The 11,977-nt window shown below is 40.5% G+C and carries 18 protein-coding genes; 12 read left to right on the top strand and 6 right to left on the bottom strand.

Going from position 1 to position 11,977, the window contains the following annotated elements:
• The first annotated feature begins 9 nt into the window (after positions 1–9).
• Positions 10–1,044 carry a CAP domain-containing protein gene (locus NYE63_RS08155; RefSeq protein ID WP_342604756.1) on the top strand — a complete coding sequence of 345 codons (1,035 nt, stop codon included), beginning with the start codon at positions 10–12 and terminating at the stop codon, positions 1,042–1,044.
• Positions 1,045–1,084: 40 nt separating this feature from the next.
• Here the strand turns inward: NYE63_RS08155 and NYE63_RS08160 are convergent, their stop codons facing one another.
• Entirely contained in the window at positions 1,085–1,255 is a 171-nt protein-coding gene (locus tag NYE63_RS08160) for a hypothetical protein (RefSeq protein ID WP_342604757.1), read from the bottom strand.
• On the bottom strand, positions 1,224–1,511 hold the full coding sequence (locus NYE63_RS08165; protein WP_342604758.1) for a hypothetical protein: 288 nt from the start codon (positions 1,509–1,511) through the stop codon (positions 1,224–1,226). The genes NYE63_RS08160 and NYE63_RS08165 overlap by 32 nt, the downstream gene beginning before the upstream one ends.
• Positions 1,512–1,641: 130 nt before the next feature.
• Between NYE63_RS08165 and NYE63_RS08170 the strand changes: the two genes are divergently transcribed.
• The 4 genes from NYE63_RS08170 to NYE63_RS08185 are packed head-to-tail and all read left to right on the top strand — an operon-like array spanning position 1,642 to position 3,324.
• A complete protein-coding gene (locus tag NYE63_RS08170) occupies positions 1,642–2,073 on the top strand; it encodes a YlbD family protein (RefSeq protein WP_286184519.1) in 432 nt (143 codons plus the stop codon).
• A gap of 12 nt (positions 2,074–2,085) precedes the next feature.
• On the top strand, positions 2,086–2,328 hold the full coding sequence (locus NYE63_RS08175) for a YlbE-like family protein (protein ID WP_061144075.1): 243 nt from the start codon (positions 2,086–2,088) through the stop codon (positions 2,326–2,328).
• Between the two features lie 60 nt (positions 2,329–2,388).
• Positions 2,389–2,814 carry a hypothetical protein gene (locus NYE63_RS08180; RefSeq protein WP_342604759.1) on the top strand — a complete coding sequence of 142 codons (426 nt, stop codon included), beginning with the start codon at positions 2,389–2,391 and terminating at the stop codon, positions 2,812–2,814.
• A 60-nt stretch (positions 2,815–2,874) separates the two neighbouring features.
• The gene (locus NYE63_RS08185; RefSeq protein WP_342605709.1) at positions 2,875–3,324 is read left to right on the top strand and encodes a YlbF family regulator; all 450 of its coding nucleotides are present in this window, start codon (positions 2,875–2,877) and stop codon (positions 3,322–3,324) included.
• Between the two features lie 201 nt (positions 3,325–3,525).
• Here NYE63_RS08185 and NYE63_RS08190 read toward each other — a convergent pair whose 3' ends face one another.
• Complete coding sequence (locus NYE63_RS08190; protein WP_342604760.1) at positions 3,526–3,849, bottom strand: hypothetical protein; 324 nt, start codon at positions 3,847–3,849, stop codon at positions 3,526–3,528.
• 137 nt (positions 3,850–3,986) lie between these two features.
• Between NYE63_RS08190 and NYE63_RS08195 the strand changes: the two genes are divergently transcribed.
• Positions 3,987–4,262 (top strand): YlbG family protein, encoded by a 276-nt coding sequence (locus NYE63_RS08195; protein WP_048684554.1) that lies wholly within the window; start codon positions 3,987–3,989, stop codon positions 4,260–4,262.
• Positions 4,263–4,316: 54 nt separating this feature from the next.
• Here NYE63_RS08195 and NYE63_RS08200 read toward each other — a convergent pair whose 3' ends face one another.
• Positions 4,317–4,706, bottom strand: a complete 390-nt coding sequence (locus tag NYE63_RS08200; RefSeq protein WP_063231953.1) for a hypothetical protein — start codon at positions 4,704–4,706, stop codon at positions 4,317–4,319.
• Between the two features lie 472 nt (positions 4,707–5,178).
• Here NYE63_RS08200 and rsmD point away from each other — a divergent pair, with 472 nt between their 5' ends.
• Both rsmD and coaD read left to right on the top strand, forming a co-directional pair.
• Positions 5,179–5,754, top strand: a complete 576-nt coding sequence (gene rsmD, locus NYE63_RS08205; protein WP_342605710.1) for a 16S rRNA (guanine(966)-N(2))-methyltransferase RsmD — start codon at positions 5,179–5,181, stop codon at positions 5,752–5,754.
• Entirely contained in the window at positions 5,755–6,246 is a 492-nt protein-coding gene (gene coaD / locus NYE63_RS08210) for a pantetheine-phosphate adenylyltransferase (RefSeq protein ID WP_342604761.1), read from the top strand.
• 39 nt (positions 6,247–6,285) lie between these two features.
• Here the strand turns inward: coaD and ylbJ are convergent, their stop codons facing one another.
• Positions 6,286–7,503: a sporulation integral membrane protein YlbJ gene (gene ylbJ / locus NYE63_RS08215; RefSeq protein WP_342604762.1), complete on the bottom strand. Its 1,218-nt coding sequence runs from the start codon at positions 7,501–7,503 to the stop codon at positions 6,286–6,288.
• 309 nt (positions 7,504–7,812) lie between these two features.
• On the opposite strand from ylbJ, the gene NYE63_RS08220 reads away from it, so the two are divergent.
• Complete coding sequence (locus NYE63_RS08220; protein ID WP_076366700.1) at positions 7,813–8,610, top strand: patatin-like phospholipase family protein; 798 nt, start codon at positions 7,813–7,815, stop codon at positions 8,608–8,610.
• On the top strand, positions 8,600–9,625 hold the full coding sequence (locus NYE63_RS08225) for a SepM family pheromone-processing serine protease (RefSeq protein ID WP_342604763.1): 1,026 nt from the start codon (positions 8,600–8,602) through the stop codon (positions 9,623–9,625). The genes NYE63_RS08220 and NYE63_RS08225 overlap by 11 nt, the downstream gene beginning before the upstream one ends.
• 89 nt (positions 9,626–9,714) lie before the next feature.
• On the opposite strand, the gene NYE63_RS08230 is transcribed toward NYE63_RS08225, so the two are convergent.
• On the bottom strand, positions 9,715–10,920 hold the full coding sequence (locus NYE63_RS08230) for a nucleotidyltransferase (RefSeq protein ID WP_342604764.1): 1,206 nt from the start codon (positions 10,918–10,920) through the stop codon (positions 9,715–9,717).
• Between the two features lie 218 nt (positions 10,921–11,138).
• On the opposite strand from NYE63_RS08230, the gene NYE63_RS08235 reads away from it, so the two are divergent.
• Both NYE63_RS08235 and rpmF read left to right on the top strand, forming a co-directional pair.
• Positions 11,139–11,660, top strand: coding sequence for a DUF177 domain-containing protein (locus NYE63_RS08235; RefSeq protein WP_342604765.1), 522 nt, complete (start codon positions 11,139–11,141; stop codon positions 11,658–11,660).
• A gap of 65 nt (positions 11,661–11,725) precedes the next feature.
• Complete coding sequence (gene rpmF / locus NYE63_RS08240; protein ID WP_034313929.1) at positions 11,726–11,899, top strand: 50S ribosomal protein L32; 174 nt, start codon at positions 11,726–11,728, stop codon at positions 11,897–11,899.
• The last annotated feature ends 78 nt before the right edge of the window (positions 11,900–11,977 follow it).

The raw sequence follows: 11,977 nt of genomic DNA on the forward strand, positions 1-11,977 counted from the left end.
AAGGTGTTGGTGTTAATCATTATTTTTTTTGTAATCGGTATTTATCTTAATATCGGCGATGAAGATGAAGGAAACCCTCTTATTGATGGTAACAAAGGTGTTAACCCCAATGGACATATAAATGAAAAAAGCACTTCCTCTGAAAAGGAAGGGGTTACTGAAGTGACAGAAGGTCTGGCAGTAACAATCGGGAAAAATGCAAAAGAGATAGAAAAAGAATACGGTAAGCCAGATCGAATTGATATGTCCGCCTATGGATATGAATGGTGGGTTTATAAAAAGGACTATGATAATTATTTCCAATTAGCCGTTGAAAATGAAAAAGTGGTATCTGCTTATGGAATCGGTGATAAGGTCAATGTCGCTCCTTTTAAAATTGGACAATCGATTGATGCCATCTATTCCAGCTTATATGTGGAACCTACTGTTGATATTGAAGTTGGTCACAGTTCCTATCGTTTTGAATTGTCGGAGGAAGATATGAACATGAGGCCTTTAATTGATTTAGGGAATATTAATGTTCAGCTCTATTTGGATAAATTCACCGGGACTGTTTCAAGCATCCGATTTTTGAATGATTCCGCCTTATTGAAACAAAAGCCGTATGAGTTGACCTATCAAGGTGAACTTGTGACAGTTAAGGATCTTTCTGAAGAAGACTTGGCGAAAGTGGAAGATGGCAATGAGCAGCAAATATTCGATATTACGAATATAATGCGCAGTAGGTTTGATTTGGAGCCTTTAGAATGGGATGCTCCAACTGCAGAGGTTGCTTACCTTCATAGCAGGGATATGACGGACGCACCTGAAGGAACCCATGTTTCTGAAACAAAGGGGGATTTGGAAAGGCGTCTCGATGCAGGTCATGTAAAATACAGGGCAGCAGGTGAAAATATAGCGGCTAATTATGTGGACGCAGCTGCAGTCATGGAAGGTTGGCTAAATAGCAAAGGGCATCGGGATGCGTTGCTGAACGAGGAATTTACAGGTCTGGGCGTCGGGGTATATAAAAAGTATTACACCCAGAATTTCATAAAGAGATAAAAAAAACGGATCCGATTAGGGTCCGTTTTCTTGTTCTGGATTATATTTTCAATATGAAAAAGTTCCTTGTCGATATAGCGCAAAGTGCCCCATCATCACGGTGGACTTTCTCCTCGATGATGATCGTTTGCCCATGTATTAATTCGAATGTACACGTTAATCGATCGCCAATGGAAGGTTTAAAGTAACGAACTTGGATATCCGAAGTCACGGCTGCATACCCTTTTGGAACTGTTGAGCTTGTAAGGGTTCCCATCCCCAGAATCTATGAAGGTGGCTATCATGACTCCATGAGTAATGTTTAATTCATAATGTACAAGAGGTGTATTAGGCATAGGCATCGTAGGTGTCGTACCCTGTTTGCTTACATCCTTATTTAATTGCCGTAGGCTTGATGATAACTCTGTTTCATTTGCAGACTCATCCAGATTCTGGAAGCGCTTGATTGAATCACTTGCATCCGACATGAAAATACCTCTTTTTTTCTGATATTATACTACGGAAAATCCAATTGCATTTGAAAACGAATGTTATGCACTTTTTATTTACCTTTAGCATATGGTGCAATAGGCGATGTCTAAGTGTGAGGTGAGAGTAATGGCAAAAAGAAAGCGGCCCTCCGTGGATGGATTTCGGGAGTTTGTAAAGGAACATCCTCATTTAGTGAATGAAGTGAGAAGCAAACAAGCAACATGGCAGGAACTTTTTGAAGAGTGGTATTTACTCGGAGAAGATCATCCACGCTGGCAGGCTGACGGCAGTGTGGGTGAGTCCAAAGTGAATACAGGATCTCCATCACCGCCGGTTGAAAAGGGAGAACAAAGCACTGAGTTGATCGGTTCGTTAATGAGTGCAGTTAAAAATATGGATATGGGGCAGATTCAACAATATATTACGAATGCAAATCAGGCCATTGGTGCAATCCAAGGAGTGCTATCTGCTTTCCAAGGGAATAAATCAGGTGATACCAGTCCTCCCCCAAAAGAAAAAGAGCAGAGAGCTAACCCTTTTTTATTCACTAAAGATTAAGGAGGGTTTTTCATGCGTCAGAATATATATGAATTCATTCAAACAAACGAAGATATGCGAAACTACTTAAGGGTTCAGCCTGCATGGTACAAAAGGTTAATGCGTAATCCCCATGAAGTGGATGTGTTTGAAACCGAAGCGAAATATTATTTTGAAAAGTCGATTCCACATCGGGTTTCTAAATTTTCGGAAAGTGTTCAGGTTGCCTCAATGATGCTTCATATGTTTCAAGCGATGAATGCTCCAGGTGAATGAAGAAAATAAGAGTAAATTACTCCTTTTGGCGAACAATAAAGGCAAAAGGGGGACGATGGAATGAGAAAGTTGATATTGGCTCTAACAGTGTTGATGGCGGCGTCTGGTTGTGGAAAGAAAATACCTGAACCTGAAAATTCAGGAGTAACCATGCAAGGTGTTTCTACACTCAAAGCTGCCACCACTGTATCGAGCATCAGAAATTCAGATGAGGACTTTCGGGTAAAAACTTTTGTTAAAGGCAACTCTGTCTATGTAGAGTGCTACTTGAAAAACTATGGTTTTTCTGAATCAAATCCTGAACAATTGGCAACTGTGTCGGTATTTATTGATAATCAAAAGAAAGTCGATATGAAAACGGCAGCATTTATCTTAAAGGATGTCCCGAATGGCATGCATAAAATTAAGCTGGAGGTTTTGAATGGTTCAGGTGAAAAAACAGGGCTGCAAAAAGAGATCGATGTACATATCACTTCCTCGATTTAATCAAACCATTAGCATCTGATAGGGAGAAATGGTAAAATGGTTGTGGAGGTGAGCTTGTTAATGCTTGCTACTATGGAAATCATCGACATTTTACAACAGGCTGATGGATTAGCTGAAATGATCCTTCATTCTGAAATAGGGGAAGAATACCTCCTTAGTTTATATAAATTACAAAGCGACAAAGAGGCCCAGCGGAAAATTTCCAAGTTTACTTCGCTAAAGGATCTATTTGAAGATGTTCAAAGGTTCGGTAAATATCATCCGGATTATAAACGCATCAATTTAGAAACCAGGCAAGCTAAACGAGATATGGATATGCATCCTGCCGTTTCTGAGTTTAAGCGGGCGGAGACCGAATTGCAATCCGTTCTTGATGAAATCAGCGGAAGAATTGGCCGAGCGGTTTCTGAACAGGTCAAAACCCCAGCTGGGAATCCATTTTTTGTTTCATCCGGTGGATGTTCAACGGGAAGCTGCGGAACTGGCGGAAGTTGTGGGTGCTCTGCTTAAGGTAATGGCCAGATCGTTAACATTTAGGCCGGTATACAAGAACATGCAGCCATCGAAATTCGGCTTACTACGGATTTCGGTGGCTGTGTTCATGTAAGGAACCTTCGTCTAGACAGTAGGGTCAATGAACCGATGCATGTAGTAAGGTCCTTCCTTGTACTTTGTTTCTATCATGTATATTCCGTTTAAGTTACAAAGCGCTTAACTGTGATATAAAATACAGTCCGGACAAAGGTTGCCGCAGCAAAACATCTTTTGCTGCGGCACATAAAAACGATGCCTGAATACATATAAATGTTCTTCCTGCCGTACGAAAATGGTTTCACAATGAAGCTGCTTGCCGCGCATTGAAAGGCTTGCGGCTTTTTTTATTAAATAAGAAAGATTACCATTATCATTTTGTGCTGGATGATAATGGATATATAAAAATGGTATACCCGTGACTTTTTTTATCGAAGCTTGGGTAATTTCATCATTATCCAATAGATGATCAATAAATTGATGCCAAATCTGGTTTAAATCCATCGTTTGTTTGGCTCCCTTCACAGTGAGTATATTCATAATAGTGAGAGAATTTCGTTTATAATCTTTTTTCTTGGTTGAAAGTAAAGATTCTGCTATGCTACACTTAGTTAAAACCTTTATAAAAGGGAGTTATTGATATGCTTGGAGCGAGACAGGGAATCATCGTCTATTTACATACATTAAAACAAGCCAAAATGCTTAGGAAATTTGGAAATATCCATTATGTTTCAAAAAAGTTGAAATATGTAGTTCTTTATACGAATATGGATGAAGTGGAACCACTAGTGGAAAAGCTGAATAATTATTCGTTCGTTAAAAAAGTGGACCTTTCTTACAAGCCTTTTTTGAAGGTGGAGTTCGAAAATTCCAAACCGGATAAAGCGAAAGAATATGATTATAAAATGGGAATTTAAAAAAAGCTGACTCATGTGGAGTCAGCTTTTTTCAATTCAGGGCATCAACATCTTTCAACCTAATGGGGGCAGATATCTATTCATTCGCAAAATGCCGATTAAGTGTTGGTAGTACAACTCGATTTCTGCAAACAGCACTGAAGGTTTCACGTCGATTTCAATAATTGGTCTATCCAGTTCCTCCGCCAAGTTCTCAAAAAGCTCATAGCGTTTGTTTTTGGTGGCATGAGGGTTCGGTATACCTTCACGGCAAATGTAAAGCGGCTGGAACTTCCCAGGATCTGTGGGCTGCATGACGATAACCAATGACGTTACCTTTTTATCATTTATAGTAGTATGCATGGCCAAAAGCCTTGCAACTCGATGTTTCTGATTGCGACCTACTTCCAGCAACTCATATATATCGGAATATCCTTGTCCAATTTCAATAAAACGTTGAATCAATTAAACCTCTCCTAACTAACTTATTATTCATTACTTTATCATTATCGCTCATAAAAGAGAAGGACAACTTTATTGACGAATCATGACAAAAGAAAATTAGATATCAGAGGTTTATCAATAAAAAAAGCCCTGCAAAAATATGCAGGGTCCTTCTATGTCTAACTAAGGACCAGAAGGCAAAGGGAGAGGAGAAACCGGAGGAAGAACTTATGGGGAAACGTAAGCCTTCTCCGCGGTTGGCAACAACACCTAAAAAGGAATGTTGTTATTCACATTATTGCCAAAAACCACTTTATTATTCAAAATGTAAAACATTTATAAAAAGAATGGATATCTTCTTTCCAGGGTACGAAATGATAAGTTGATTTTCATCTTGGAAATGAAGCCAAATGGGTTTAAATATTGGCTAGCTTTTTCTAATATGTTAGGATAGGAAAGTAACAGAAATTTGTCATAAAATGTGGTGAGAATGATGAGGGTCGTTTCCGGAATTTGTAAAGGAAGACCACTTAAGGCTGTACCGGGTACAGGAACCCGTCCGACTACTGATAAAGTCAAGGAATCCATTTTCAACATGATTGGTCCTTATTTCGAAGGAGGTCTGGTCCTCGACTTGTTTGCCGGGAGCGGTGGACTGGGAATTGAAGCGTTAAGCAGAGGCATGGATAAAGCCATATTTGTTGACCGGGATTTTAAAGCAAATCAAACGGTTAAGGCCAATTTGGAACTATGCAAGTTTTCAGACCGTGCAGAAGTTTATAAAAATGATTCAGAGCGTGCACTGAAAGCTTTGGTGAAAAGGGAAATGACTTTTGAATTGATTTTTCTTGATCCGCCTTATAAGAAACAAAAGCTAGTCGAGATTCTTGAAGAAATACATAAATACCGATTGCTGAACGATATAGGATACATTGTTTGTGAGCATGGCCATGATGTAACATTGCCAGAAAAAGTTGGTGACTTTACCGTTAAGAGAAAAGAAGTTTATGGCATCATTGCCGTTACGATTTATCAATGGGGAAACGTACACGAACAGGGGGAACTATGAATGTCCAAAATAGCGATTTGTCCGGGGAGTTTTGATCCAATAACATTTGGTCATCTTGATATCATTCAAAGGGGAGCGAATGTTTTTGATGAGGTATATGTGGTCATCGTGAACAATTCAGCGAAAAATTCACTTTTTACAGTGGAGGAGAGACTGGAATTGATTACTGAGGCGACTGCCCATATGCCGAATGTTAAAGTGGATTTCTATCAAGGATTGACGGTCGACTATGCTGAAAGCGTTTCCGCGAATGCCATAATCAGGGGATTGAGGGCGACTTCCGACTTTGAATATGAAATGCAGGGAACTTCGATGAACAGATTCCTTAACAATAAAATAGAGTCATTCTTTATCATGACGAAAAATCAATATTCTTTCTTGAGTTCAAGTATCGTGAAAGAGGTTGCGAAATATGGCGGGGATATCTCAGAACTGGTGCCAAGCGTCGTCCAGAAAGCCCTGGCCAAAAAGTACAACGAGCTGAAAGGATAGAAAAAAGAGCATTGCCAACGCGCAATGCTCTTTTTTCGGTTACGAAAGGCTTTTGAAAAGCCTTTTGGTATATATGATGATGTATAGGGTCAAAAACACGAGGGTTAGAATGGGACCGAAATCAAGCATGTTCTGATAGAGGGAATTCGCATGTTCACCGGATCCGCTGACTGGAAATGCGTTTATCGGGCTGCCGCTGTACCTATTGCCTTTATAGAATGGTTCCCAAAGCAAGACGGTAATAATGGATGCCAGAAGGCCATGTGCTATCCTAGCCAGAAAAAAGGGAGTGAAACGGATGTCTGTTGCGGCTATGATGCTGGCAACTTGCGCTTGAATGCTGAACCCGTTGAAAGCTAAGATGAAACTTGTCATCACGGTTTGCTGAAAGAGCGTCGCATCTTCAACCGTACTGGTTAATTTTGAACCAAGAGTCATTTCAAACATGCCTGATATGAAGGGGAGGCTTAAAGAATCTGGGAAATTTAAAATATGTAAAATTCCTCCGACCCCCGATGCTAGCAATCCGGTAATGTTCAAATGAAATAAAAGCTTGTTCACCACCGAAAAGAGAATGATGAACCCCCCGATCATTAATAGGGTTTGAATGGATGAGATTACCGCATCTCCAAGTAAACTGCCAAAGGGTCTTGTTTCTTTTAATCTGGTTCGATGCATTTGGCTAAAGGCTTGTCTTATGGAGGGGAGCTTGGTCATTACTTTTATATGGGATTTTTCTTCTTTCCAACGGTAAAAACGCATGATGATGCCTACACAAAAATTTCCTAGGTAGTGGGAAAGTGCAAGGATGATCCCTAAATGAGGATTGTGGAAAAACCCAACGGCAACCGCAACGAACAGGAACAATGGATTAGATGAATTAGTAAAACAAACGAGTCTTTCAGCTTCAATGCGGGTCAATTGTTCTTCCTGACGAAGCCTTACAGTGAACTTCGCTCCAGCTGGAAACCCTGATGCAAGTCCCATCGCCCAAACGAAACCGCCCACTCCCGGTACACGGAATAAGGGACGCATAAATGGCTCGAGCATGACGCCAATGAACCTGACAACCCCAAAACTGATTAATAACTCCGAGAAAATCAAGAAAGGTAGAAGCGAAGGGAAAACAATTGTCCACCACATATTCAGTCCGCCTTTGGAAGCTTCAAAGGATTCTTGGGGGAAGATGATCAAGCCAACTGCCATCATCGTGACGGAGGTAGCTAACAGTACTGTTTTAGATTTTGATTTTAGCAAAATTCAGCCTCCTCTTGAAGGTTACTAAATAAGGGCAGTTCGTTTCGTATATAATAATATATGAACTTCCTTTTCTCTAAAAGTAAGCGCATGATGGAATGTGGATTGTACCGACATGTATAAATGAGAATGATCCGCACAATGGAATTTCAATGCAGCCCTTCACTTCATTGGCTACATAGTTTATATCTGCCATGCTTGTTTCACTGTCAATATAAATAATATGCTTCTATAAATCCGTTTAAGACCATAACTTTGAATGAGTGTTATTTCAATATTTTGAACTAGTTATAGGCGGGAGGGTTTTCTTTGTCGAAACCAAAAGTCGGGCTTGCACTTGGGTCAGGAGGAGCTAGGGGATTTGCACATATTGGCGTGATAAAGGTATTGCAGCAAGAGGGCATTCCGATAGATATGATTGCTGGAAGCAGCATGGGAGCTATGGTTGCTGCCTTTTATGGAGCGGGTTCGGATATTGAGAGGCTGTATAAGTTGTCCCGTGCATTTAAGCGAAAGTATTATTTAGACTTCACCATACCTAAAATGGGCTTCATCTCTGGTAAACGTACAAAGGATTTAATCAGGGTATTTACATATGGTAAGAAATTTGAAGAACTTGATATTCCTGTGGCGGTGGTCGCCACTGATATAAAAACGGGGGAAAAAGTCATTTTTCAGGAAGGTCCCATCGCACCGGCTGTAAGGGCAAGCATCTCCATTCCCGGCATTTTCACTCCCGAAAAAATCGGAAACCGACTGCTTGTTGATGGCGGCGTTGTTGACAGGGTTCCTGTTTCAGTCGTGAAGGATATGGGAGCAGACATCATAATTGGTGTGGATGTAGCCCACGTGAAACAGGATATGGAGATAAATTCCATATATGATGTCATCATGCAAAGCCTCGATATTCTGCAAATGGAGTTGGTCAAAAGTAGGGAGTTTGCATCAGACGTCATGATACGCCCCAGGGTTGAGAAATACAGCTCTAAATCATTTACAAACGTACAGGAAATAATTAGTATTGGAGAAGAAGCTGCAAGAGGAAAAATAGATCAAATTAAGCAGAGCATTGTTACTTGGAAGGAGTCCTTTGAAGATGAGCCGTAAAATGTATGTACGCACTTTCCTGGTGGTGGCTATACTACTCATAGCATCAGCCCTTTATTCCCTACCTTTTTATGTATCAAAACCAGGAATGGCTAAAGAGTTGGAGCCAATCATTGAGGTATCCGGAGGAGATGAAGCAGAAGGAAGTTTTATGTTAACCACTGTAAGGATGGGCAGGGCGAATATATATTCCTACATGATGGCGAAGTGGAGCAAATATCAGGAGCTTTATCCGGAAAACTCCATTCGAAGCGAAGATGAAACAGATGAAGAATATAATATCAGGCAACTGCACTTAATGGATGGTTCTAAAAATAATGCCATTCAGATCGCATATGAAAAAGCAGGGAAAGAAGTCGATTACGAGTACCTGGGTGTATATGTTTTGGACGTGCTAAAAGGAATGCCGGCAGCTAAAGAATTGAAAGCGGGCGATCAAATCATTCAGGTCGATGATGTTAAATTCAAGTCTGCACAGGAATTCATGGACTATATTAACGGAAAAAAGGCTGGAGATGAAGTTAAAATAGTGTATAAGCGGGAAGAGACGGAGAAAACGGCCGTTCTTGCATTGCAGCCTTTTAAAGATGACCCAAATAGGGTCGGAATAGGCATTTCGCTAGATGATAACCGAAAAGTGATCACAAAACCTGCGATTGCCATAGATTCAGAACAAATAGGCGGTCCTTCAGCAGGTTTAATGTTTTCATTGGAGATTTATAATCAATTAACAAAAGGCGATCTTACAAATGGGTATGATATAGCCGGTACAGGAACGATGTCAGATGATGGGACAGTCGGTCCAATTGGCGGGATTCAACAGAAAATAGTTGCAGCCGATAAATCTGGAGCCGAAATATTTTTTGCCCCAAATGAAAACGGAGCAGCAGGTTCGAATTATGAAGATGCACTCATTGCAGCAAAGGATATCGACACGGACATGAAGATCGTGCCGGTGGACAACTTTGAGGATGCAATAGCCTATTTAACGAAGCTAAAAGGAAAAGAAAAATGAAAAAAGCGCAAGCAGTCATCTACTGTTTGCGCTTTTTTGATGATTAGATTTTTACTCTTAAGGATGGACGTGCCAAGCTTAACCATTCTTCACTTAAAAATGATGGGAGATTCATACTCCCGTTTCATCAAGGCAGCTTGATACGGTTCGGGCAAGCCCAGTGCATACACCTGTGCTGCTCGCAAGTCCGTATCGATGTTCTGCTTCTGATAGGACGAAAGTTTAGAGATGAGCGGGAGGGGTAAGCCTTTTTTTACTGTGCGAAGATATTCTTGTCCATGGCCATTCATGCCAAGAAGTCTGATATAGGCTGGTTGGTCATTGTGAATCATCTGTTCCTTTAATGTATGGGTCAATATATGGACACACATCCGTTGTAGACGTGTCCATGTGTAGCGTTTTGTCTTCAGAGCTGCCATGAATCCAGAAAAGCTCGAAGATTGCTTGGCCATCTCCTTAATTCTGTGTTCTATGCCTTCCTCAATTTCGTATATCCCTGCCAATTCGATTAAAGAGGAAGAAAGGATTCGGTATTTCAACATGGGCCAATACATTTCCCAGTCATGCAAGGCATGGTAGTCGGTTAAATATTGCTCAAGACCACTCATTGTCGGTTGAGGAATATAACTGGAAACAGAATTTAATTCCTGGTGTTCATGGATGGCTTTACGTATCCCCGTTGCACTGGCGATAGGGTCTTTAGACAACTTTGTTTCATGGTATCCGGCAGCGACCCTTTGAATCGTATAAGGGCGAATGGAGTAGCCGTTTGAAAGTGCAGCACTTACATATTCCTTTCCAAGAATATTATTTGGCTTCGTCAAATCCAATGCCGCATCACCATTGATGATCGATCGATAAGCCTGGGCAGCACTGGCTGGATAACTATTACCAGCATTCATAGCCATTTTAATTGCGGCATCGAATGCGGGGGAATTATCCGAAAGAATTCTGTGGGCGGTAATGAATGGTTCAATTCTGCCATCCTCGCTTCCGAAGCAAAAGGAGTCACAGCCAAGGGACTCCAAAAGAGAAATAGATCCTTTTGCAAATATTTCCGCCTTCTGTGTCGCGAAAGTATAGGGAAGCTCAATGACAAGATCTATACCTCCATTCAAGGCCATTTCGGCACGTGTCCACTTGCTGACGATAGCGGGCTCGCCACGTTGTAAGAAGGGCCCGCTCATAACAGCCACCACAACATCTGCCCCTGTTTTTTCTCTACTTTCTCTTGCATGTAAAACATGTCCATTATGAAAAGGGTTATATTCGACTACTAAACCGCAAGCTTTCATTCGTTCACCTCAGAGAAAAACTTTGTATTTTATCAACTTAGTGCTAAAATAGTATTTCAAGTAAAATACTATAAGTAATCGTCGGGATTTTTTGTTTGAAATGATTCTTAAAACTTAGACAATCAGTTAGGATGACTACATTATAGTGTAAAGAAAAAATATTGACAAACTTATAATTGAAAGCTATAATTATTTTTGTTGCCTTGAGGTGATTTCATTTGAAATGGACGATTAGTCAACTTCAAAAAATTCGGGACAAAGATTTACGGTTTGATGAACTGGTGGATGTCTTGGACATTAGAGAAAGAGACCCGCAAATTCGCGATGTTTCTCCTATCAGAGTAGCAGGAAGAGTTGATATCAGCTCGACCGAGATTACTTTTCACTTGCATCTTTCAGGTGAATTAACATTACCTTGCTCCCGTACACTGGTAGACGTTAAATATCCGATTGATATTGATACAAAGGAAACCTTTCTTTTAAAGGCAGATGGCACTGATTTCTACGGAGATGATGTCACTGTTGTGGAAGGTGATGTTGTAGACCTAATACCGGTAATTAAAGAAAATTTATTGCTAGAAATTCCGATGCAGGTTTTTTGTGAGGATGTCGATTCGAACGAAGCTGCTCCTCAATCTGGGAAAGACTGGGCTGTTATTTCTGAAGAGGAAAATGAGCATAAGGTTGATCCGAGATTTGCAAAGCTTGCCGACTTTTTTGACAACAATAAAGAATCTTGATTGGAACGAAAAATCGTTAATCCGATTTTTCCAGCTTTTTTATATTTTTTAAGGAGGTGGGAATAATGGCTGTACCTTTTAGAAGAACGTCGAAAACTGTAAAAAGAAAACGTCGTACGCACTTCAAGCTTCAAGTACCTGGTATGGTAGAATGCCCGAGCTGTGGTGGAATGACTCTTTCACATCACGTTTGTAAAGAATGTGGAACATATAAAGGAAAAGAAGTTGTCGCAAAATAATTTCTTGACCTACTTGAGAGCATTGCTTTCTTGATGCAACACGCTAATCAAAGCACAGGGATTTTTCTCTGTGCTTTT

Origin of the sequence: Peribacillus sp. FSL E2-0159 (assembly GCF_038643155.1) — a bacterium.
In the GTDB taxonomy this organism is placed as follows: domain Bacteria; phylum Bacillota; class Bacilli; order Bacillales; family DSM-1321; genus Peribacillus; species Peribacillus simplex.